The organism is Nesterenkonia sp. K-15-9-6 (assembly GCF_052656005.1).
The window spans coordinates 183,094-205,274 of the sequence record NZ_JBQYEY010000002.1 but is presented as its reverse complement, the minus strand read 5'-3'; the positions used below and the strand labels follow the sequence as shown (position 1 = coordinate 205,274).

The 22,181-nt window shown below is 71.3% G+C and carries 19 protein-coding genes; 12 read left to right on the top strand and 7 right to left on the bottom strand.

Going from position 1 to position 22,181, the window contains the following annotated elements:
- Nucleotides 1-73 precede the first annotated feature (73 nt).
- Complete coding sequence (locus SD455_RS02150; protein WP_083277441.1) at nucleotides 74-547, bottom strand: SRPBCC family protein; 474 nt, start codon at nucleotides 545-547, stop codon at nucleotides 74-76.
- 128 nt (nucleotides 548-675) lie between these two features.
- Between SD455_RS02150 and SD455_RS02145 the strand changes: the two genes are divergently transcribed.
- Nucleotides 676-2,049: a hypothetical protein gene (locus SD455_RS02145; RefSeq protein WP_445507102.1), complete on the top strand. Its 1,374-nt coding sequence runs from the start codon at nucleotides 676-678 to the stop codon at nucleotides 2,047-2,049.
- A gap of 90 nt (nucleotides 2,050-2,139) precedes the next feature.
- Here the strand turns inward: SD455_RS02145 and SD455_RS02140 are convergent, their stop codons facing one another.
- Both SD455_RS02140 and SD455_RS02135 read right to left on the bottom strand, forming a co-directional pair.
- Complete coding sequence (locus SD455_RS02140) at nucleotides 2,140-2,400, bottom strand: hypothetical protein (protein ID WP_070159550.1); 261 nt, start codon at nucleotides 2,398-2,400, stop codon at nucleotides 2,140-2,142.
- A gap of 59 nt (nucleotides 2,401-2,459) precedes the next feature.
- Nucleotides 2,460-3,383, bottom strand: coding sequence for a LysR family transcriptional regulator (locus tag SD455_RS02135; RefSeq protein ID WP_070159547.1), 924 nt, complete (start codon nucleotides 3,381-3,383; stop codon nucleotides 2,460-2,462).
- 237 nt (nucleotides 3,384-3,620) lie between these two features.
- Here SD455_RS02135 and SD455_RS02130 point away from each other — a divergent pair, with 237 nt between their 5' ends.
- The 4 genes from SD455_RS02130 to SD455_RS02115 all read left to right on the top strand — a co-directional run bounded on the left by SD455_RS02130 (nucleotide 3,621) and on the right by SD455_RS02115 (nucleotide 7,757).
- Nucleotides 3,621-4,868, top strand: coding sequence for a Glu/Leu/Phe/Val dehydrogenase dimerization domain-containing protein (locus tag SD455_RS02130; RefSeq protein ID WP_083277440.1), 1,248 nt, complete (start codon nucleotides 3,621-3,623; stop codon nucleotides 4,866-4,868).
- A gap of 76 nt (nucleotides 4,869-4,944) precedes the next feature.
- Complete coding sequence (locus tag SD455_RS02125) at nucleotides 4,945-5,481, top strand: YbaK/EbsC family protein (RefSeq protein WP_085437727.1); 537 nt, start codon at nucleotides 4,945-4,947, stop codon at nucleotides 5,479-5,481.
- Between the two features lies 1 nt (nucleotide 5,482).
- Nucleotides 5,483-7,030 (top strand): phytoene desaturase family protein, encoded by a 1,548-nt coding sequence (locus SD455_RS02120; protein ID WP_445507101.1) that lies wholly within the window; start codon nucleotides 5,483-5,485, stop codon nucleotides 7,028-7,030.
- Between the two features lie 10 nt (nucleotides 7,031-7,040).
- Nucleotides 7,041-7,757: a DNA alkylation repair protein gene (locus SD455_RS02115; RefSeq protein WP_070159452.1), complete on the top strand. Its 717-nt coding sequence runs from the start codon at nucleotides 7,041-7,043 to the stop codon at nucleotides 7,755-7,757.
- Here SD455_RS02115 and SD455_RS02110 read toward each other — a convergent pair whose 3' ends face one another.
- On the bottom strand, nucleotides 7,758-8,516 hold the full coding sequence (locus SD455_RS02110) for a LysE/ArgO family amino acid transporter (RefSeq protein ID WP_445507100.1): 759 nt from the start codon (nucleotides 8,514-8,516) through the stop codon (nucleotides 7,758-7,760).
- Between the two features lie 96 nt (nucleotides 8,517-8,612).
- Here SD455_RS02110 and SD455_RS02105 point away from each other — a divergent pair, with 96 nt between their 5' ends.
- Nucleotides 8,613-9,494: an ArgP/LysG family DNA-binding transcriptional regulator gene (locus tag SD455_RS02105; protein ID WP_070159454.1), complete on the top strand. Its 882-nt coding sequence runs from the start codon at nucleotides 8,613-8,615 to the stop codon at nucleotides 9,492-9,494.
- 94 nt (nucleotides 9,495-9,588) lie between these two features.
- Here the strand turns inward: SD455_RS02105 and SD455_RS02100 are convergent, their stop codons facing one another.
- Complete coding sequence (locus tag SD455_RS02100; protein ID WP_445507122.1) at nucleotides 9,589-11,097, bottom strand: DEAD/DEAH box helicase; 1,509 nt, start codon at nucleotides 11,095-11,097, stop codon at nucleotides 9,589-9,591.
- Nucleotides 11,098-11,419: 322 nt separating this feature from the next.
- On the opposite strand from SD455_RS02100, the gene SD455_RS02095 reads away from it, so the two are divergent.
- The gene (locus SD455_RS02095; protein WP_083277218.1) at nucleotides 11,420-12,547 is read left to right on the top strand and encodes an Atu2307/SP_0267 family LLM class monooxygenase; all 1,128 of its coding nucleotides are present in this window, start codon (nucleotides 11,420-11,422) and stop codon (nucleotides 12,545-12,547) included.
- A gap of 111 nt (nucleotides 12,548-12,658) precedes the next feature.
- Nucleotides 12,659-13,825, top strand: coding sequence for an oligosaccharide repeat unit polymerase (locus tag SD455_RS02090; protein WP_083277219.1), 1,167 nt, complete (start codon nucleotides 12,659-12,661; stop codon nucleotides 13,823-13,825).
- Between the two features lie 35 nt (nucleotides 13,826-13,860).
- On the opposite strand, the gene SD455_RS02085 is transcribed toward SD455_RS02090, so the two are convergent.
- Both SD455_RS02085 and SD455_RS02080 read right to left on the bottom strand, forming a co-directional pair.
- A complete protein-coding gene (locus tag SD455_RS02085) occupies nucleotides 13,861-14,430 on the bottom strand; it encodes a hypothetical protein (RefSeq protein ID WP_237090234.1) in 570 nt (189 codons plus the stop codon).
- 153 nt (nucleotides 14,431-14,583) lie between these two features.
- Nucleotides 14,584-15,393 carry a nitrilase-related carbon-nitrogen hydrolase gene (locus SD455_RS02080; protein ID WP_445507099.1) on the bottom strand — a complete coding sequence of 270 codons (810 nt, stop codon included), beginning with the start codon at nucleotides 15,391-15,393 and terminating at the stop codon, nucleotides 14,584-14,586.
- Nucleotides 15,394-15,634: 241 nt separating this feature from the next.
- On the opposite strand from SD455_RS02080, the gene SD455_RS02075 reads away from it, so the two are divergent.
- Genes SD455_RS02075 through SD455_RS02060 form a run of 4 tightly spaced genes read left to right on the top strand, consistent with a single transcriptional unit; the run spans nucleotide 15,635 to nucleotide 22,015 of the window.
- Nucleotides 15,635-16,981: an extracellular solute-binding protein gene (locus SD455_RS02075; protein ID WP_445507098.1), complete on the top strand. Its 1,347-nt coding sequence runs from the start codon at nucleotides 15,635-15,637 to the stop codon at nucleotides 16,979-16,981.
- Nucleotides 16,978-17,925: a carbohydrate ABC transporter permease gene (locus SD455_RS02070; protein ID WP_070158518.1), complete on the top strand. Its 948-nt coding sequence runs from the start codon at nucleotides 16,978-16,980 to the stop codon at nucleotides 17,923-17,925. The genes SD455_RS02075 and SD455_RS02070 overlap by 4 nt, the downstream gene beginning before the upstream one ends.
- On the top strand, nucleotides 17,922-18,881 hold the full coding sequence (locus SD455_RS02065; RefSeq protein WP_445507097.1) for a carbohydrate ABC transporter permease: 960 nt from the start codon (nucleotides 17,922-17,924) through the stop codon (nucleotides 18,879-18,881). The genes SD455_RS02070 and SD455_RS02065 overlap by 4 nt, the downstream gene beginning before the upstream one ends.
- Before the next feature lie 11 nt (nucleotides 18,882-18,892).
- Entirely contained in the window at nucleotides 18,893-22,015 is a 3,123-nt protein-coding gene (locus SD455_RS02060; protein WP_445507121.1) for a glycoside hydrolase family 2 TIM barrel-domain containing protein, read from the top strand.
- Nucleotides 22,016-22,181 lie beyond the last annotated feature (166 nt).

The window sequence follows — 22,181 nt, the reverse complement described above, 5'->3', positions numbered from 1 at the left end:
TGTCACAATGTCCCCGCCCGTCCCGCGCAGTTGCCTTGTGCAACGAGGTTCGTCAGGGTGGGTCCTGTGCCCGTCAGGAGGAGGCGAAGCGGTCATGCAGCCGCTGCAGGGAGGCGCGGATGCCGCCGTCGTTCTCCCGGTGGACGCCGGCGATCTCCAGGGCCTTCCGCAGGGGAGCGGCCTGGCCGCTGAAGTCGTAGGACTCGGTGACGAGCGTGCCGCCGTCGTCAGCCGGCTCCAGCTCCCAGCGCCAGCGGTGTCCGCCGGGATGCCGCCACTCCACCACCCGATGCGGCTGGGCCCGGGTGGTGTGCATGGTGATCGCGTAGGGGATGCCGTACTTGCGCATGTCCACCCGGAACCTGTCGCCGGGCTGCAGCTCGCGCGGCCCGATCGCCGTGGTGCGCACCGTCCCTGAGCCGTCGAGCTCATGATGACGGTGCGGGTTCGCGATGATCGCGTACAGCTCCTCGGCCGAGGCCTCCACACGGATGCAGTGGGCGATCACCTGCGGTCCGCGCTCCACCGGTTCAGGGGTCATGCTCATGGTGCGCCAGTCTACGGCGAACCGGGGTGCGGGCGTGCGCCGCGTCCTCTGCGGTTGCATCCGCGCACCGGGCAGGTGAATCTGGTGGAGAGCATCGGCGTCGACAGGGTCGGGAGGGTCTTGGAACGATGGCACGGTCCCGCAGGTGGCAGGTCCGCCTGGATGACGACGCCGCCGAGACCGGCGAGCTTCCCGAGGTCACCGACACCACCCCCACCCACGGTGCGGCGCGGCGTCTGGCGGCCTTCGCGGCCAGCGAGGAGGCCGCCCACCCGGCGACCACCACCCCGGAGCAGCGGGAGTCTCAGGCCAAGCTGCAGGTGCTCATCGAGTCCCGGGCCATCTGGAGCGCCATCATCGGCGGAGTCCTGGGGCTGGGCTTCGGCCTGGTGGTCTTCCCCGGGGAACGGCCCGCGCTGGCGGGTGACGGGTCCATCCAGTTCTTCGGCGCGATCGTCGGTGGGGTGACCGCCGGGCTGGCGTTCCTGCTGGGCTATTCCCTCAACGCCCGCATGGCCAACATCTGGCTGGGGGAGCGGCCCCGGATCCGGCAGCTGCTGGACACGGTCTCGCTGTTGGTGGTGCACTCCTCCATCGCCGTCATGGGCGCCCTGGGCCTGTTCCGCGTGTTCCAGGAGGCCTTCGTGGGACTCACGGTGGACTACATCGCCGGCGCGGTGCTGCTGTGCATCGTCGGTGCGGTGGCCGCCTACTTCAGCTTCAACTCCGGCGCCCGCATCAACGCGTTCTCCCTGTCCACCCTGCTGGGGGTGTTCATGGCCTCCGGTGTGCTAGTGTCGATGCTGTTCGCAGAGAACCCGTTCTGGTGGCATGTGATGTTCTCCGAGCTCGGCACCGGACAGGCCGGACTGACCTCCTTCTGGACGTTCAACACCACCCTCGTCGTCTCCGGAGCGATCATCACCACGCTGACCGCGTTCATCACGCGGGACCTGGAGACCTGGGCCGAGCATGTCCGACGGCGGCACGTCCGCAGGCTGCAGCACGAACGGGAGGCCCGGCGCGCGGTCCGCGGAAAGGTGCCCCTGAGCCTGCCGCTGCGGCAGGCCGTGAGCAGACACATCCGCTCCCCGCGCATCCGGATGGTGCGGATCGGAATGATCGGCATGGGGGCCTCGCTGGCCGGAGTGGGGCTGGTGCCGGTGAACCTGCACAATGAGGTCCACGCGACCTTCACCGCCCTGTTCGGGCTGTTCTTCCTGATGCTGCTGATCGGCATGCCCTACTGGCTGCCCGGCTTCCCCCGCACCTTCTACCTGCTGAGCATCATCGCCGCCGGAGTGCTGCTCTTCGCCGGGAGCCTGTGGTGGCCTATCGGGTACTACAACCTGACCTCTCTGGAGCTGATCGGGGCCGCGATCCTGTTCTCCTGGCTGATCGTGTTCATCCGCAACATCGCCGCTGTGGTCGCCGAGCTGCAGGGTGAGGCGGATGCCGCCCGGCATCTGCCGGACGAGGAGCGGTCCGCGGGCGGCGGCTGAACGTCGCCTTCGGCCCAGGTGTCGCCAGTGGGCTGGCAGCGGGGCTGGTGCTGGCTGGGTGCCGAGGCCGCCGGTTCGGCCCCGGAGATCTCACCCCCAGAGCCCGGTGAAGTGCGCCACCGAGAGCAGCAGGGCCGCGCCGCTGGCGGCCACGGAGACCCCCAGCAGCCGGTGCGAGCCGTCCTTCCAGGTCAGCGCGCAGATCACCAGAGTGCCCAGGGCGACGGTGATCGCGAAATGCGGCATCCAGAACACCGTGCCGACGGCGATCAGCGAGGCGATCACCGGCAGCAGGGAGCCGGTCGGACGCGGTGAGGCGGTGGCGTGGGGAGTGTTCTCCGGGGTGCTCATGGGCACGACTCTAGAGCACCGGCCGGGCCTGTCTCCCGGCGCCAGGAGAAGGGGCCGGGTCACGGCACCGGTGACCCGGCGGCCAGACCGCGTTCGGCGGCCGAGGCCCGGACGGCGTCGATCACCAGTTCGAGGGAGCGTCGGGTCTGGGCGGTGCTGCGGTGAGCGATCGACACGGTACGCAGCACCGGCTCGGTCAGCGGTACGACGTCGACGCCGTCGGGCACCGAGTCCAGGACCAGGTCCGAGACCAGCGTGACCCCCAGGCCCCCGGCCACCATCGCCAGGGCCGTGGTCTGCTCCTCCACCTGGTGGACGATGCGCGGTTCGAAGCCATGGCGCCGGCAGGCGATGCGGATGGCCCGCCCGAAATGGGACGTCGGCCCCGCCAGCACCCAGGGGTGGTCGGCGAAGGCGGCCAGCGAGACCGGAGACTCCGGCGTCGCGCCCGAGGTGACCGCCGCATGCAGGCGCTCCACCGCGATGACGTCCCGGACCAGCCCCGGATCCCAGGGCAGGGCGTAGTCGGAGTACTCGATCACGAAGGACAGGTCCAGGCTGCCGTCCAGCACCGCGCTCGCCGTGGCCTCCGGAGGCAGCTCCACCGTGCGCACCTCGATGCCGGGGTGCTCCTCGGTCAGGCGGGTCAGCGCGGTCGGCAGCAGGCCCGAGGCCACCGAGGCCCACACGCCCACCCGCAGGCGCGAGGTCACGCCGCCCTGGGCCTGTTCCAGCGCCATCTCGGCATCCTCGACGGCGCCCAGGATGTCCTCGGCGTGCTCGGCCAGCACCGCCCCCAGCTCGGTGAGTCTGATCCGGCGGCCGAGGCGCTCGAACAGCGAGGCCCCCACCTCACGTTCCAGCTGCGCCAGCTGCTGGGAGACGGCCGAGGGGCTGTAGTGCAGACTCGCCGCCACCCCGGTGACCGTCCCACGCCGCTGCAGCTCGCGCAGCATCCGAAGTCGACGCAGTGACAGCTCCATGCGGTCAGCGTACCTGCGCGACCCCTATTCAGGACCCCTCTGCGGCCCTGGGCCATGGCGTGCTGAGGAGGGGTGACCGTCCCAGTTCACAAAAGCTGCAAGGTCCTGTGCATGAACCCGCATGGTCAGGCTATAGACCCCGGCATGCCCGGGGGCCCACAGTGAGAGTACTGGTGCAGGACCGCCGGACGGCGGCCACTTGACGCCACAACATCCGTAGATCTGGAGGTGATCGTGGTGACTCTCGACACGCGGTGGCAGACCCCCGCAGATGATGGGCAGGACGTCCTCGGCCTCGGCGTCGAGCAGGCGCCGCGGGACACCGAGCCGTATCGCAGGATCCACTGGACCGACCCCGTCACCGGGGCGCAGGGCCACCTGGTGGTCCACTCGCTGGTCGGCGGCCTCGCCACCGGCGGCACCCGGATGCGCAAGGGGTGCACGCTCCACGAGGTGGAGGACCTGGCGCGTGGCATGTCCGCCAAGACCGCGGTGTTCGGGCTGCCGGTCGGCGGAGCCAAGGGCGGCATCGACTTCGACCCCACCGACCCGCGCGCCCCGGAGGTGCTGGCCCGCTTCTTCGCCGAGATGAAGCCGTGGCTGGACGCGCACTGGGTCACCGCCGAGGACCTGGGGGTCACCCAGCAGCGCATCGACGAGGCCTTCGCCGCCGTCGGGCTCGGTCAGAGCTTCCACGCCGCCATCCAGCGGTCCACGGATCCTCAGGCCACCCTGCAGCGGGTGCGTGCGGGCCTGGAGATCCGCACCGACGACGGCTGCATCCTGGGTGACGTGATCGGCGGCTACGGCGTGGCCGAGGCCTGCCTGGGCGTGGTGCAGCACCGTGGCTGGAACCGCGCCACCACCGACGTCGCCGTCCAAGGTGTGGGCACGATGGGCGGGGCTGCTGCCTACTACCTGCACGGTGCCGGCGTGCGTGTGGTGGCCCTGGCCGACGTCCAGGGCACCCTCTACGACCCCTCCGGACTCGACGTCCCCGCCCTGCTGGACCTGCGGGACGACTACGGGGTCATCGACCGGGCCGGGGTCCCCGCCCATGTCACCCAGCTGCCGCGCGAGGCGGTGCTGGCCACCGACGCGGACATCTTCGTCCCGGCCGCGATCTCCTATGCGGTGCGGCCGGAGAACGCGCAGGACGTCGTCGCCTCAGTGATCGTGGAGGCCGCCAACACCGGCGTCACCCGGGAGGCTGAGGAGCTGCTGGCCCGCCGCGGGGTGATGGTCATCCCGGACGTGGTGGCCAACACCGGCGCCGCCGCCTGGGCCTGGTGGATGCTGTTCGGGGAGGTCGGCACCGACCCGGAGGACTCCTTCCAGCGACTGCACCTGGAGATGCGGGCCAAGGTGGCCCGGCTGCTCGCCGAGGCCGACCGGGCCGGCGTCTCCCCGCGGGACACCGCGTGGGACATCGCCGGGGTCAACCGGGCCGCGATGCAGAACCGTCCGCCGGCCTACATCCCCTGAGGCTGGCAGTGGTACGGCTGGGGCTGGTGCGGCTGCGCTGATGGAAGGCGTCACCGGCCGGGACTAGTCTGGAGCCATGGCACAGACTCCGTCCGAGACTCCGGCTGGCGCGACGGCGCGCCCCCACCCCGCGGTGGACCGGGTCACCGCCGAGCTGACGCGGCTCGGCGTCACCCCGGAGGTCCGGTGGTTCGACGACGCCGTCACCACGGCGCAGGCCGCCGCCGACGCCCTGGGCATCGACATCGGCCAGATCGCCAACTCGCTGGTCTTCCTGCGCGACGAGGTCCCCATCCTGGTGATGACCTCCGGGGCGCACCGGGTGGACACCGACTGGCTGGGGGAGCGGCTCGGCGGCACGATCAGCCGCGCCCCGAAGGACCGGGTGAAGCAGGCCACGGGTCAGACCATCGGGGGTGTCGCACCGGTGGGCCACCCGGCACCGGTGCCGACCTTCGTGGACACCATGCTGGCCGAGCACGAGGAGATCTGGGCCGCGGCAGGTCACCCCCGCACGGTCTTCCGAACCACCTGCGAGGAGCTGCTGAGGATCACCGGAGGCACCCCGGTCTCCGTGCGCCCGGCGGCCGGTCAGCCAGAGGCGGGCGCCTGAGATGGCCGCACGTCGTGGCGCGCGCCGTGCCGCCGTCGTCGGCTCCGGACCCAATGGGCTGACCGCGGCCTGCGTGCTGGCCCGCGCCGGCTGGGAGGTCACCGTCTATGAGGCCGCCGACGAGCCCGGCGGAGCGCTGCGCTCGGCCGAGCTGCTGGGCCCGGGTGTGGTCAGCGACCTCGGCGCCAGCGTGCACCCCTTCGGTGTCGGGTCCCCGGCCTTCGAGGAGCTGGATCTGACCGCCCACGGGCTGGAATGGATGCAGCCGGGCATCCAGGCCGCCCACGTCCTCGACGACGAGCCGCCGGCCCTGCTGCACAGCTCCCTGGAGCAGACCGCCGCCGAGCTCGGTGTGGACCACGACGCCTGGCGCCGGATCATCGGGCCGGTGGCCGCCCATTGGGAGGAGGTGCGGCGCGCCGCCATGGCCCCGGCGGTCCAGACCCTGCAGCACCTCGGCGGCGACTCCGCGCTCACCCGGATCGGCGCCCTGGCCCGGCTCGGGCTCGTCGGCGCCTGGCCCGCCGACGTCGCCGCCCGATGCTTCCGCACCCCGCGCGCCCGGGCGCTCTTCGCGGGCATGGCCGCCCACTCCACGGTCCCGTTCTCGCATCCGCTGACCGCCGCGTTCGGGGTGCTCTTCAGTGCGGCCGGACACGGCACCGGCTGGCCCGTGGCCCGTGGAGGGTCCCAGGGCATCGTCGATGCGCTGGTCTCGGTGCTGCATGCTGCCGGCGGGCGGATCGAAACCGAGTTCGAGGTCACCGGCGTCCGGCAGATCCCCGGACGCCACCGGGCCGCCCACCGGATCAGCGGGCGCCGCTCCGGCAGCGGTGCCGGCCGCGCCGTCGTCGCGGAGGAGCCGGCCGACGTCGTCATCGCGGACCTGACGCCCGCCCAGCTGCTGCGTCTCGAGGGACTGGAGCTGCCGGTCCGGTACCGGCGCGCCCTGAGCCGCTGGACGTACGGGCCGGCGATCGTGAAGATCGACTATCTGATCAACGGGCCCATCCCCTGGCGGGACCCGGAGGTGGCACGCGCGGGGACCGTGCACCTGGGCGGATCCCATGCACAGATCGGCGCCGCCGAGGCCGCCGCTGCGCGCGGTGTGCTGCCCGGACGGCCCTATGTGCTGCTCGCCCAGCCGTCCGCGGCGGACCCGTCCCGCGCGCCGGCGGGGCAGACGGTGGCGTGGGCCTACGCCCACGTCCCACACGGCCTGGCCGGGGGAGCCGCAGACCGGGCGGCGTCGATGATCGACGCCGAGATCGCCGCCGCCGCGCCCGGGTTCCGGGAGGCGGTGCGCGCCCGGACGGTCTGGACGCCTCAGGATCTGGAGGCCTTCGACGCCAACCTGGTGGGCGGGGCGATCAGCGGCGGCATGCCCACACTTCGCCAGTTCGTGGCCCGACCGGCCCTGCGCTGGGACCCCTACAGCACCGGGGTCGAGGGTGTGTGGCTCGGTTCCTCGTCCACCCCGCCCGGAGGAGGGGCCCACGGCATGAACGGCTATCACGCCGCGCAGGCGGCGCTGCGCGAGCATGGGTGAGGAGGAGCGCATGAGCCACGACGTCGAGGAGATCCTGACGGAGCTGCAGCAGCTCGCCGAGTATGAGGAGCGGGAGAAGACTCGGCGCCGCGTCCCCGAAGAGCTGGAGATCGTCGGGGTGCGGATGAAGCACGTCTTCGACCTCGCGGCCCGGGTGGAGCGCCAAAGGCAGCCCGTCGGCGACCTGGTTCCGCAGCTGCTCACCTGTCCCGACTACGAACGCCGGATGGTGGGGATCAGCATCCTGGACTTCCGAGCCCGCCGTCGGCTGACGGCGCAAGAGCGTGCCGAGCTGGCGGGCATCTACCTGGACCACCACGACCAGCTCGTGGTCTGGGACCTGGTGGACCGGGCGGCGCCGCGGGTGATCGGCGCCCACCTTTCTCTGGACCACCCACCGGAGGCTCGTCGCGCCCAGCTGGTCGCGCTGGCCGACTCACCGGACCCGATGCGCCGCCGGACCGCCGTCACCGCCACGTTCTGGATGGTCCGCCAGGGAGACTGCGACGACGCCCTGCATCTGGCCGAGCGTCTGGCGGCGGACACCTCGGAGCGGGTCGCCCAGCCGATCGGCACGGCGCTGCGGGAGGTCGGGAAGGTGGATCAGGACAGGCTCGTCGCGTTTCTGCGAGAGCAGGCGAGCCGCCTGCAGCGGGTGAGCATCCGGTTCGCCGTGGAGCGGCTGCCGCAGGAGCTGCGGGAGGAGTTCGTGCCGCCGCGGCGATGATCAGCCGCCGAAGGCCAGCAGGCCCGCCACCACCAGCATGGTCACGCCGACGCCGGCGTCGATGACCTGCCAGGTGCGCGGCCGGTTCAGCAGCCCGGCCAGGGCGGAGCCGCCGTAGCCCAGCAGGGTGAACCACAGGCACGAGGCGCCCAGCGCGCCGGCGGCGAAGAACCACTTCTCCGCGCCGAAGGAGTTGGCCATGGTGCCCAGCACCACCATGGTGTCCACCCAAGCGTGCGGGTTCAGCACGCTCACCGTCAGGCCGGTCCCGACGACGGCGCCCACGGTGCTCAGCGGACGGGCGCGGCGGCGTGTGCGCCCCTTCTGCGCCTTCCGCTCCACGCGCGGCAACGTCGCGGTGGTCGTGGCCGGCTCTGAGGAGGTGCCGCCGTGCTCGCCGGTGCCGTGCCCGCCCGGGACCCGGCCGGCGGACCGCTCGGCGTCAGGCTGGCCGACGTCGTCGCTGTCCAGGCCTGTGCGGGCCGTGGCCGCCGAGGCGAAGGACCGCCAGGCGAACCACAGCAGGTAGGCCACCCCGGCCCAGCGCAGCACCTGCAGCAGCCAGGGAGCGTGCTCCAGGACCGCCCCCACCCCGGCGGTGCCGAGGCCGATCAGCAGCAGGTCGCCGACCACGCAGCACAGCACCGCCAGGCCCACGCGATCGCGCAGCAGGCCCTGGCGCAGCAGCCAGGCGCTCTGCGGGCCGATCGCGACGATGAGGGCGAGGCAGGTGAGGAATCCAGTCAGCAGCACGGTCATGGTGACCATGCTCCTGGGAATCAGGCATCCGCACCAGCGCATGATTCTTCATCATCTGAAGGGGTCCTTCAGATGTGACGCGTATCATCGACGTCTATGAATACCGATCATCTTCGGGCCTTCGTGCTGGCCGTGGACGAGGGCACCTTCGAGGCGGCCTCGGCGCTGCTGGGGATCTCCGGCTCCGCCTTCTCCCAGCGGATCAAGGCGTTGGAACGGGAGGTCGGGCAGGTGCTGCTGACCCGCACCATCCCGGTGCGCACCACCGACGCCGGGGCGGTGCTGCTGCGCACGGCTCGGCAGATGATGCTGCTGGAGGACGAGGCCCGGCGCAGTCTGGGCTTCCGCGGGGAGGCCGCCGAGGTGGTGACGCTCTCGGTGGCGGTGAACGCGGACTCGCTGTTCACCTGGTTCCAGCGGGTGCTGCAGGAGGCCGCCACCTGGGACGACGTCGAGCTCCATGTGCACGCCGAGGACCAGGAGCACTCCCATGAGCTGCTGCGCAACGGCACGGTGGTGGCCGCGGTGGCCGAGACTCCGGTGCCGGTCTCCGGCTGCCGGTCCACCGCGCTGGGGACCATGCGGTATTGGCCGGTGGCCAGTGGAGAGCTGCTGGACCGGCATCGGCGTTCCGACGGCGTCGTCGACTGGGAGCGCGTCCCGCAGGTGGACTACAGCATCCGGGACTCGCTGCAGCGCAGCGGGCTGCGCCGGTTGGGCGTCACCCCGCGGGTGACGCATCTGATCCCGTCGGTGGAGGCCTACAATGCCGCCGTCGCCCACGGGCTGGGCTGGGGGATGATCCCGGAGGGGATGATGCCGCCCGGGGTGATGGAGGGTGAGCATCCGGATCTGCTGGTGGTCCAGGAGATCGGACCCACCGAGGCGCATCTGCACTGGCAGCGCTGGACCACCGGGACGCCGGCGCTGGACCGCCTCACCGAGAGTGTTCGACGTGCGGCGGCGCGCATGAAGTGAGGGTGAACAGAGTTGACCCCGGAACGATGGTCGGAATCCACGCACTGAAGCGAGGTTTAGCGACCAGCCCTCCGGGGTCAACGGATGTGGGAGATCAGCGGGAGCTGGGGGCACCGCTGGGTGCGGTGGCCCGGCGCGGACCACGACGGCGGCTGGTCGGCTGGGAGCTGGGGTCGGCCTCGGCCTGGCGTCGGGCGCCCTGGGCGGGGCGCGACTCCTGAGGGGAGGCGTGCGAGGGTCCGGACTGGGCGCCGGAGCGTCCCCGTCCGCCCGAGCTGCGTCCGCCCGAGTCCCGTGCTCCGGAGCGAGCCTGCTGGCCGCCACGTCCACCCTGGCCGCCACGTCCGTTCTGTCGGCCGCGTCCGCCCTGGCCGCCGCGTCCGCCCTGGCCGCCGCGTCCGCCCTGCGGGGCAAGCGCCGGCTGCACGGGGGCGGCGATCTCGCCGACCAGCTCGGCCACGGCCTCGGAGTCCGGGGACACCCGCTGCGGGGTGACCTTGATGGCGGCCTTCTTCAGCAGCGTCTGGGTGTCCCGGCGCTGTTCGGGCAGCATCACGGTGGCCACGTCGCCGGCGCTGCCGGCGCGGGCGGTGCGGCCGGAGCGGTGCAGGTACGCCTTGTGCTCGGCCGGCGGGTCCACGTGGACCACCAGCTCGATGCCGTCCACGTGCACGCCGCGGGCGGCGACGTCGGTGGCCACCAGCACCTGGACGCCGCCCTGGCCGAAGGCGGCCAGGTTCCGGTCGCGCTGGTTCTGGGAGAGGTTGCCGTGCAGGTCCACGGCCGGGATGCCCTGGCCGGTCAGCTGCTTGGCGAGCTTCTTGGCCTGGTGCTTGGTGCGGGTGAACAGGATGCGCTTGCCCGTGCCGGAGGCCAGGGTGCGCACCAGGTCCTTCTTCTCGTCGGGGTCGACCTCGAAGACGTGGTGGGTCATCGCGGAGACGTGCGAGGTGGGGTCGTCCACGGAGTGGAGGATCTGGTTGTGCAGGAACTGGCGGACCAGCTTGTCCACGCCGTTGTCCAGCGTGGCGGAGAAGAACATCCGCTGGCCGTGCTCGGGGGTCTTCTTCAGGATGCGGGTCACGCCGGGCAGGAAGCCGAGGTCGGCCATGTGGTCGGCCTCGTCCAGCACGGTGACCTCGACGGCCTCGAGGCTCAGGGCCTGCTGCTGCAGGAGATCCTCCAGGCGGCCGGGGCAGGCGACGACGACGTCGACGCCGGCGTTGAGCGCGTCGACCTGGCGCTTCTGGCTGATGCCGCCGTAGATGGTGGTGGTGCGCATCCCGTAGGCGGCGGCCAGGGGCTGCAGCACGGCGTCGATCTGGGTGGCCAGTTCCCGGGTGGGGGCCAGCACCAGTCCACGGGGGCGGCGCGGACGGCGGCGGGAGGCGGCGTCGTCGGTGCCCAGGCGGGCGATCATCGGGATGGAGAAGGCCAGCGTCTTGCCGGAGCCGGTCTTGCCGCGGCCGAGCACGTCGCGCCCGGCCAGGGTGTCGGGCAGGGTGTCCTGCTGGATGGGGAAGGCGGTGAACTTGCCTTCGGCTGCCAGCGACCGCACGAGGGGGGCGGGCACGCCGAGGTCAGTGAACGTGGTGTGTGACAAAGCGGTGTCGGGGCCTTTCATGGCGCCAGACGGCGGCGGCCCTGCGGTCCGGAGGACGGCGAGCGGCAGCTCTGGCTGAGGGGGCGGGAGCACCGGTCGGTGCTCTCGTTCGCCGCTAGAGAGAGGCTTCTTCGGCCGTGGACCGTGATGGCTCCAGAGGGCGAGGCGTCCTGGCGACGCAGGGAACCCATGAGAGGTTCGCAAGGATTCCCACTGTACCTGCTCGGACCCTGGAACAGCGATTCGTGCGTCTGGCGAGGCGTTCGAGTATGAATTTCAAATTTTGAGGAATGGAGGTGCGGCTCCTGTGGTTGTGCCTGCCATGACCACCTCGAACACTCCCCGCAGCGACCTCCAGGCCAGCGCCGACGTCGGCGGCCCCGACCGCTCCACCGAGCGGCAGGCGCCTCATGTCGAACTGGGACTGCATACCTTCGGCGACGTCACCGAGAGTCCCGACGGCACCCGTCGGCTCTCCCAGCCTGAGGTGCTGCGCAATGTCCTGGCCGAGGCGCGGTTGGCCGACTCGGTCGGCGTCGACGTCTTCGGTGTCGGTGAGCACCACCGTCCCGACTACGCGATCTCCGCACCGGACGTGGTCCTGTCCGCCATCGGTGCCGTCACGGAGCGGATGAAGCTCATCTCCGCGGTGACCGTGCTGTCCTCTGACGATCCGGTGCGTGTCTATCAGCGCTTCGCCACGATCGACGGGCTCACCGGAGGCCGGGCCGAGGTGTCCCTGGGGCGGGGATCGTTCATCGAGTCCTATCCCTTGTTCGGCTACGACCTGTCCGACTACGAGACGCTCTTCGAGGAGAAGGCCGAGCTGTTCACCGCCCTGCGCTCGGAGGGTCCGGTCACCTGGAGCGGCGCCACCCGATCGGGGCTGAAGGCGCAGCGGGTGTTCCCCACCACCGATCACGAGTTCGGCCTGCCCACCTGGGTGGCCGTGGGTGGGACCCCGGCCTCGGTGGTGCGGGCCGCGCGCCTGGGCGCCGGGCTGGAGCTGGCCATCATCGGCGGCGCGCCCGGGCGGTTCGCCCCGCTGGTGGAGCTCTACCACAAGGCCCTGCGCGAGTTCGGGCAGGAGGGTCCGCGGCGCATCGCCGTGCACTCGCACGGCTTCGTGGCCGAGACCGACCAGCAGGCGCGTGACACCTTCTACCCCTCCTGGGCGGACTCCATGGAGAAGCTCGGCGCCGAGCGCGGCTGGGGCACCGGCCGCCCGGGGCGTGACCAGTTCGACCAGGAGGTCGAGCACGGGTCGCTCTACGTCGGCTCTCCGGAGACCGTGGCGGCCAAGATCGTGAAGACCGTGCGGCTGCTCGGTGCCTCCCGCTTCGGCATGAAGTACGGCAACGGGTCCCTGGCGCATGAGCACATGATGCAGGCCGTGGAGCTCTACGGGGCGAAGGTCAGGCCGCTGGTGCTCGAGGCGCTCGGTCGGTGACGCTGATGGTGCCGGAGCGGCGACATCGCTGCCGGCACTCGCTAGGCTCGTAGTCGTGCCCGGCTGACGGGCGCGGACACGACGGCGGCGCACCACCACAGGGAGGCGAGCATGGCCGAGCAGACCCCCGAGGGAGTCTCAGCACGTGACGCGGAGGATCAGGGCGGACAGGACCAGCGCGGGCAGCAGGAGACGTCCAATCAGGGTCAGCGCACGCAGCACGAGGCCGAGCCCTCGGCCGAGGCAGAGGAGAAGCCGACCCTGGCGATCTACTCGGACCCGGGTCGCACCTCGATGCACGTGCGCAGACTCATCGAAGGGCGCACGCCCTGGGGTGAGGACCATGAGATCACCCACCAGCAGCTGCTGCTGCCGCTGCGCTCCGACGGCACCTTGGACCTGGACGAGGTCATCCGTTGGGCGGAGGAGGACGGCAGTGAGATCACGATCGTCGTCACCGAGATCCCCCGGCTGCAGGCCGGGCTGACCAAGAGCGTGGAGCTCGACTTCGAGAGTCAGCTCGCGGTGATCTCCATGGCCAGCCTGGGGCCGGTGGCCGTCATGCACTCGCTGCGCCGCGAGGCGGACCGAGCGGTGGAGGCCCTGGCCCACCGGTCCCTGGAGGAGGCCCGTGCCAAGGGCGGCCACGGCGTCCGGCTGGAGGAGGGCCGGGAGGGCCAGCGGGCCTACATCACGCCGAAGCACTCGCTGCCGGGTCGGGTCTGGATGACCCTGGGCATGGTGGCGAACAACGAGCCGCTGCTGTCCCTGCCGCGGCTCTCCGGCGTCTTCGCGGCGGCCTGCGCCACCGGCGCCTTCGGCATCTTCTACGACTCCATCTGGGACATGGCGATCAGCCTGCCGGGCTGGCGGCTGGCGGTCATCTCCTGCGCCGGGGTCATCTTCCTGGTGCTGTGGCTGATCTCCCGGAACCGACTGTGGGACCGGCCCTCCGCCGTCGGGGGCAAACGCCTGGCGCTGATGTACAACACCTCGACCGTGATCAGCCTGCTGGTCAGCGTGCTCTCGCTGTACGCGCTGCTCTATCTCGGGGTGCTGGTGATCTCCCTGGTGCTCATCGAGCCCGGGTACATGGCCGAGAGCCTGCAGGTGGAGGCGGCCTTCTCCAACTATCGGGACATCGCGTGGCTGGCGGCCTCCCTGGGGACCTTCGCCGGGGCGATCGGCTCCAACTTCGACGCCGATTCGGACCTGCGCAACCTCACGCAGGGGACCCGCGAGCGGCAGCGCTACCCGCGGGACGAGGAGCAGCAGTGAGGCGGGGCCAGGGTCCGCTCAGCTGATCGCCTCGTTCAGGTGATCAGCTGCAGGAAGCCCAGGCCCAGCAGGCCGAAGCCCGCACCCCAGAGGATGACGGAGACCAGCATCCACAGCATGACCGCCTGCCGGGAGGCGCCCAGCGAGACCATCAGCGGCGCGGTCACCTGGGAGGGCAGGGCCAGCGGCCCCAAGATGGAGACCCCCGGCACGCCGAAGCGGTTGAAGATCCGCATCACCCGCTCACGCTTGGCGGTCTTCTTGGTCTCGGCCGCCTCCGGGTCGCGCTTCTTCAGCACCGAGCCGCGCACCCAGTGCGCCGCGTAGACGACCAGAGCCAGGGAGAGCATGTTCCCGACGACGGCGGCGACGATGGCCACGGCCGGGTGGATCCCGGCGAGCACGCCCAGGAACCCGCCGCCGTAGGACTCCACCATGGGGATCGCGGCGATGAGGATGATGCCCAGCCACTGCCAGGCCGGGTGCAGCGCCATCGTCCACGCCTGGAGTCGGCCGTAGAAGCTGTCCTCCGGGACCATGGGGACGGCGGTGTCGGCGACGGCGGCGCCGGCGTGGGTCAGGTCAGCGAGGGCGAGGATGTCCATGGCCCTCATCCTTCCGGACGGGTCGGCGGAGGGCATCATCCTGAAGAAGGATCATCCGGATGATCCGTCATCCGCTCCGCCCGGCGGCTCCCCCGGGTGTTCCGCTCAGCGCTTCACTCAGCGCTTCACTCAGCGCTTCACTCGGCGCTGCACTCAGTGATCCGCCCAGCGCCGGTAGAGCTCCGGGCGGCGGTCCCGCAGGTACCAGGGTCCCTCCGGCGCCTCCTCGGGAGAGCGTCCCCCCTGGGCGGGGCCGACCTCGACGATCAGCAGCTCAGGTCCTGCACCCGCGGAGGCGAGCACCACGCCGTCGGGTCCGGCGACCACGCTGGCGCCGTCGAAGAGCAGCCCGTCCTCCATCCCGGCGTGGTTCGTGTAGGCCACGGTGAGCTGGTTCTCCAGGGCGCGGGCCGGGATCAGCGTGCCGGTGACCCCGGCGAAGCCCCCGGCCAGGGCAGTGGGGACCAGTACGACGTCGGCGCCGCGCCGGGCGAGCTCGCGCACCGTCTCCGGAAACTCGACGTCGTAGCAGACCACCAGCCCCAGCGTCAGACCGCCGAGCTCCGCCACCGGAGGGGCGCCCTCCCCGGGGACGAATGCGGCCCTCTCCTCGGGCCCGAAGAGGTGGATCTTGGTGTGGACGGCCAGGGTCTCGCCGTCGGGGGAGACCAGGGTGCCCTGGATGGGCCGGGCCTCGGCCGGGCCGTCGCCGGGGAGGCTGTGCACCAGCGCGATCCCCGCCTCGCGGGCGATGGTGGTGAGGCGCTCGCGGGCGTCGAGCACAGCCTCCGGCGTCACCGAGGCGCGGATCAGCGCCGGAGCGTACCCGGTGGCGAAGAGCTCCGGGGTGACCAGCAGCTCGGCGCCGGCGGCGCGCGCACGCTGGGCGGCGTCGGAGATCAGGCCCAGGTTGTGGTCGATGTCGAGCGGGACGGCGGTGTCCTGCAGCAGGGCGATGCGCATGCCTCCAGTGTGCCACCAGGGACCGTCGGGCGGCGCGCCGTGACGCGTGTGCTGTGACGCTTGACACAGCGATTCTGAGCGTTGATAGTTGGTCGGGAATGTTCAGTCCTGTTGGAATCGTGGGGTTGTGGAGGCGACTGTCCAGGGCCGGCCGGCCGGCGTCACTGCCTGACGGCACTGTTCCCTGACGGCACTGTTCCCTGACGGCTCGATCCCCTGAAGCACTGTGAGGTGACCGCTGATGACATCGCTCTCCCGCCGTCAGCTGCTCCGCGGCGGTCTCGGCCTCGGTCTGGGTGCCGGAGCGCTGGCGCTGTCCGGATGTGCGGTGCCCGGCACCACCTCCGTCAACGCCGAGCCCACCCGCCCGCCGGCCGGAGCAGGGGAGACCGTCACCCTCACCTACTGGGCGTGGCTGAAGGACCTTCAGCGGGTGGCCGACATCTGGAACGCCCAGAACCCCCACATCCAGGTGGAGATCGCCTGGATACCCGGCGGCAACGACGGCGGGTACCAGAAGCTCTACAGCGCGCTCGCCGCCGGTGCCGGGCCCGATCTGGCCCAGGTGGAGATGCGCACCATCCCCGAGTTCCTGATGGTCAACGGGCTGGTGGACCTCAGCCGCTATGACGTGGCACAGCACGAGGGCCGCTTCGACCCCACCCTCTGGGGGCAGGTGAGCTTCGCCGGCGGCGTCTATGGGATCCCTCAGGACTCCGGTCCCACTGCCATGTATTACCGCCCCGACCTGCTGGAGGAGGTCGGCGCGGAGCCGCCGCAGACCTGGGAGCAGTGGGCCGAGGTCGCCGCCGAGGTCCGCCAGGCGGGCATGTATATGGACTCCTTCCCGCTGGCGGACACCTCCGTGTTCACCGCTCATGCCATGCAGGCCGGAGCCACCTGGTTCCAGGCGGAGGAGGACGGCTGGGTCATCGACATGGCCGGGGAGCGCACCCTGGAGGTGGCCCGGTTCTTCGACGAGATCGTCGACGACGGCCTGGTCACCACCCAGCATCAGCCTTACAGCCCCGGCTGGTTCGCCGCCGCCGCGAACGACCAGATCGTCTCCCTGGCCTCCGCGAGCTGGGGCGACGCCCTGCTCTCCGGCGTCTCCGGGGCCGAAGGACGGTGGCGGGTCGCCCCGCTGCCCACCTGGCCCACCGGGTACGGCTCCTCGCATCTGGGCGGCTCCTCCACCGCCGTGCTGGCCAACAGCGCCCACCCCCATGAGGCCATGGAGTTCGCCGTCTGGCTCAACTCCAGCCCGGAGGGCATCGACGCGCTGATCGAGAACAGCGGCATCGGCTGGTCCACGAACCCCGATCACATCGGGACGCCGCGGGAGGGGTCCAGCGAGTTCTTCGGCGGGCAGCACTACAACACCGAGGTCTTCGAGCCCGCCGCAGGTGATCAGAACGGGGACTGGCAGTGGTGGCCCATCACGCAGCAGACCTTCAACATCCTCGCCGACGAGTTCCGCGGCAAGGCCCGCGGCGCCTCCCTGGTGGACGCCGTCGTCCGTGCCGAGCAGAGCACCATGGAGGTCTTCGCGACCAAGGGGCTGACCATCCGGAGGGCAGAACGATGAGCACACCCACCACGACGACGGCGGCCCCCGACGTCGCCCGATCGGGTGTCAGGAGGCGTCCGAGCCCCACGGCGGTGGCGCCGTGGATCCTGGTCACCCCGTTCCTGCTGCTGTTCCTCTTCACCTTCGTGCTGCCGATCCTCATGGCGCTCGGGCAGAGCTTCACCCTGGTGGAGCGGGAGGGACTCTTCGGCGAGGAAGGGGTCACCAGCACTTTCGCCTGGTTCGAGAACTACCGGCTGGCCCTGGCCGACGGGCAGTTCATCGCCTCCATCGGACGGATGCTGCTCTTCGGCGTGGTGCAGGTGCCGATCATGATCACCCTGGCCACCGTGCTGGCGCTGCTGCTGGAGTCGGCCTCGGCCCGCTGGCCGGGCTTCTTCCGAGCGGCCTATTTCATGCCCTACGGCGTGCCCGGGGTGTTGGCCACCATCCTGTGGTCCTTCCTCTACGTCCCGGGGCTGAGCCCCATCGTCGACACCGCCCATGCCTGGTTCGGACTGGAGATCGACTTCCTGGGTGCGGGCACCGTGCTGTGGTCCATCGCGAACATCGTGACCTGGACCTACACCGGCTACAACATGCTGATCATCATCGCTCAGCTCAAGGCGATCCCGCCCGAGCTCTACGAGGCCGCGCGCGTGGACGGCGCCGGGCCCGCCCGCCTGGCGTTCAGCATCCAGCTGCCGCTGATCCGCCCCGCCCTGGTGCTGACCACCGTCTTCTCCATCATCGGGACCCTGCAGCTCTTCGCCGAGCCGCAGCTGCTGGCCCAGGTGGCGCCGACCATCGACTCCCAGTACACGCCCAACCTGTCGGCATACACCACCGCGTTCGCCTACAACGACTACACGGTCGCCGCCGCCCAGGCGGTGCTGATCGCCCTGGTGGCGTTCGTGCTGTCCTTCGCCTTCCTCCGGCTGACGAACAGGAGCTCGCGATGACCCCGGCCGCCAGCACCGCCGAGACCGCCGCCGCGAAGGCCCACGAAGCCGACGTCGGGCCCCCTCCGCAGGGCGCCCGCGCTGAGCAGCCCCGCGGCACCGTCGTGCCGGGCGGCCGCGCCCGCGCGGCCCGGACGATCATCGTCACCGGGGTGCTGACCATCGTGGCCCTGTACTTCCTGGTGCCCGTGTACTGGGTGATCGTGGCGGCGTCGAAGACCACCGACGACCTCTTCGGCACCCACGGGTTCCTCTTCGCCGAGAACATCGCCCTGCTCAGCAACCTGAGCCAGGTGCTCAGCTACGACGGCGGCGTCTTCCTCCGCTGGCTGGGCAACTCGCTGCTCTACGCCGGCGTGGGCTCGCTGATCGCCACCTACCTGGCCGCCGCGGCCGGCTACGCCCTGTCGAAGTACATGTTCCGCGGCCGGAACCTCATCTTCGGCCTCGTGCTCGGCGGAGTGCTGGTGCCCGGCACCGCCACTGCGCTGCCGCTGTTCCTGCTGTTCAGCCAGCTGGGCATGGTCAACACCTACTGGAGCGTGCTGATCCCCTCCCTGGTCTCGCCGTTCGGCCTGTTCCTGTGCCGCATCTACGCCGACGCCACCGTGGACACCTCGCTGATCGAGGCGGCGCGGCTGGACGGGGTGGGGGAGATCCGCATCTTCCACGTCCTCGGCCTGCGGATCATGACCCCGGCGCTGGTGACGGTGTTCCTCTTCCAGCTGGTCGGGATCTGGAACAACTACTTCCTGCCGCTGGTCATGCTCACCGACGAGCGGCTCTTCCCCATCACCCTGGGGCTCAACCATTGGCGCAGCCAGACCGACCGGCTGCCCGAGTTCTACGAACTGACCACCGGCGGGGTGCTGCTGTCCATCATCCCGCTGGCCCTGGCCATGATCGTGCTGCAGCGCTTCTGGCGCGGCGGCCTGACGGAAGGTGCTGTGAAGTGACCTCTGCCCCGATGTCCACCCCGGTGTCCGCTCCCGTGGACCACGTCTCGTACCGGCCCGGCGCCGGTGCCCTGGAGGCTCCGCGGTCCTGGCTGGTGGAGGCCAGCGACGCCGAGAGACGGGACCTCAGCGGTCCCTGGCGGTTCCGCCTCTCTCCCGCCGTGCCGGGGACCCCTGGTGGACACGGTGTGCTGGGGGAGGAGGAGCCGGAGGCCTTCGCCGCCCCGGACTATGACGACGCCGGCTGGGACACCCTCGAGCTGCCCTGCCACTGGGTGCTCGACGGCCGGTACGGCAGTCCCGCCTACACCAATGTGCAGTACCCCTTCCCGGTGGAGCCGCCCCATGTGCCCGACGAGAATCCCACCGGCGACCACCGTCGGCAGATCGAGGTCCCGCAGAGCTGGCTGGACACCGGCCGAGTGCTGCTTCGCTTCGACGGGGTGGAGTCCTTCCTGCAGCTCTGGGTGAACGGGCATCGGATCGGGGAGGCCTTCGGCTCCCGGCTGGCCCATGAGTTCGACGTCACCGACGCCGTCGTCGCCGGCACCAACACGGTGGCGGTGCGGGTGGTGCAGTTCTCCGCCGGCAGCTACCTGGAGGACCAGGACCAGTGGTGGATGCCCGGCATCTTCCGCGAGGTCACCCTGCTGCATCGGCCCGCCGGCGGCATCGACGACGTCTGGCTCACCTCAGACTGTGACCCGGCCACCGGCCGGGGGATCGTCATCCCCGAGATCACGGCGGATCCTTCGGCCTATCCGGTGCGCCTGCAGATCCCTGAGCTGGCGGTGGACGTCCGATGGCAGGCCCCCGAGGAGGTGGCCGCCGTCGTCGTCGGGGGTGAGGAGGTGGGCGAGCAGGCGCAGGTGCGGCCCTGGTCCCCGGAGGAGCCGGTGCTCTACGACGTCCTGGTCTCCTCCGCCTCCGAGACCCTGACGCTGCGCACCGGGTTCCGCCGGGTGGAGATCGACGGCGACCGGCTGCTGGTCAACGGCAGGCCTGTGGTGTTCTCCGGGATGAACCGCCACGAGACCCACCCGGACCGGGGCAGGGTCTTCGACGAGGACCACGCCCGCGAGGACCTGGCGCTGATGAAGCGCCACAACGTCAATGCCATCCGCACCAGCCACTACCCGCCGCATCCGAAGCTGCTGGACCTCGCGGACGAATACGGCCTCTGGGTGGTGCTGGAGTGCGACCTGGAGACCCACGGGTTCGAGGCCGACGGCTGGGTGGACAACCCCAGCGACGACCCCCGCTGGCGGGAGGCCTACCTGGACCGGATCCGCCGCACCGTGGAGCGGGACAAGAACCATCCCTCGATCGTGCTCTGGTCCCTGGGCAACGAGTCCGGCACGGGGGAGAACCTCGCCGCCATGGCCGAATGGGTGCACCGCCGGGACCCCGGACGGCCCGTCCACTACGAAGGCGACTACACCGGGGCCTACACGGACGTGTACTCGCGCATGTACGCGAAGGTCCCAGAGACCGAGTCCATCGCCCGCGACGACGACCTCCGCCCGCTGCTGGGCTGCTCGACCGCCGAGTCCGCCCGGCAGCGGTCCAAGCCGTTCATCCACTGCGAGTACGCCCACGCCATGGGCAACGGCCCCGGAGCGCTGGACGCCTACCGGGAGCTGGTGGACCGCTACGACCGCCTCCACGGCGGGTTCATCTGGGAATGGCGGGACCACGGCATCCGCACCACGACGGCGGACGGTGTGGAGTATTTCGGCTACGGCGGAGACTTCGGCGAGGTGGTCCACGACGGGAACTTCGTCATGGACGGCATGGTCCTCTCCGACCACACGCCCACCCCAGGACTGGCCGAGTACGCCGCCGTCGAGCAGCCCATCCTGCTGGAGCCCGGGGAGGCGGCGCACGCTGCGGGGCAGGTGCGGATCCGCAGCCGGCGCTTCACGGCCGACACCTCGGACCTGCGGCTGCGCTGGGCCGTGGAGCTCGACGGCCGCCCGGTGGCCGACGGCGTCCAGCCCCTGACCGACGACGACGGCGCCCCCGTCCCGGCCGGAGGAGAGGGTCTGCTGACGCTGATCGGTGTGGGCGACCAGCTCGAGGTGCTCCGAGACGCCCCCCGCGAGGCCCCGTGGGGCGAGCTGCACCTGAGCCTCAGCGTCGAGCTGGCCGAGGAGACCTCCTGGGCGCCGGCCGGCCACGTGGTGGCCCGGGCCCAGTGGGAGCTGCCGGACCCGGCGCCGCGCATCCCGCAGCGGGGCGGTGCTCCGGCGGCGCTCGCGGACTCCCCGGCGCTGCTGGAGGGGCCCCGGCTGCGGGAGCTGGCCGGGGCCGCCGTCGTCGGCCCGGAGGTGGAGCTGTGGCGGGCCCCCACCGACAACGACGAAGGCGCGTCCTTCCCCAGCTACGATGCGGTGGACGCCGACGACTACCTGGCGGGAGAGGCCCGGCACGTCTCGGCGGCGGACCGCTGGCGGCAGGCCGGGCTCGACCGGCTGGTGCGCCGCGTGGTGTCGGTGGACGCCGGTGAGGAGGAGGTGACGGCGCGCCATCGGGTCTCCGCCGCGCAGAGCCGCGCCGCCCTGGACGTCACCGAGACCTGGACCGCCCAGCGGGCGGCGGACGGCGTCGTCGAGGCGGTGTGTGAGGTGACTGTGGTGCCGAACCGTGGCTGGCAGGACGTCTGGCCGCGCGTGGGGCTGCACCTGCAGCTGCCGGCAGACGTGGACGGCGCGTCCTGGTTCGGCCTGGGCCCGCATGACTCCTACCCGGACACGGCCCGGTCAGTTCGCGTGGGACGGTTCAGCGCGGGGATCGACGAGCTCACAGTGGACTACGCGCGGCCTCAGGAGTCGGGTCATCGCCCCGGGTTGCGGGAGCTGGTGCTGCGCCGGAACGGTGAGGACTGGCTGCAGGTGATCGCCGAGCCGGACGCCGCCGGTCGGCGCCCTGGGTTCACGCTGAGCCGGCACTCGGCCCACGAGATCGCCGCCGCCGGGCACCCGCATGAGCTGCCGGAGTCCGCGGTGACGCATCTGTACCTGGATGCCGCCCAGCACGGCCTGGGCTCGCGGGCCTGCGGTCCGGATGTGTGGCCCACCGCGATGCTGCGCCCCCAGGCGCGGACACTGAGGTTCCGGCTCCGAGCGCTCTGAGGGTCTCTTTCCCCGGTGGCCCCGGAGGGATTGTCGCTAAACGTCGCGTCAGTGGCGATATTCCGACAATCCCTCCGGGGCCACCGTGTGTGGGGGTGAATCGGGTCAACAGAATGCTCATACCCCGATGGGGTACACTGGTGCCGCACCTGAGGATGAGAGCGGT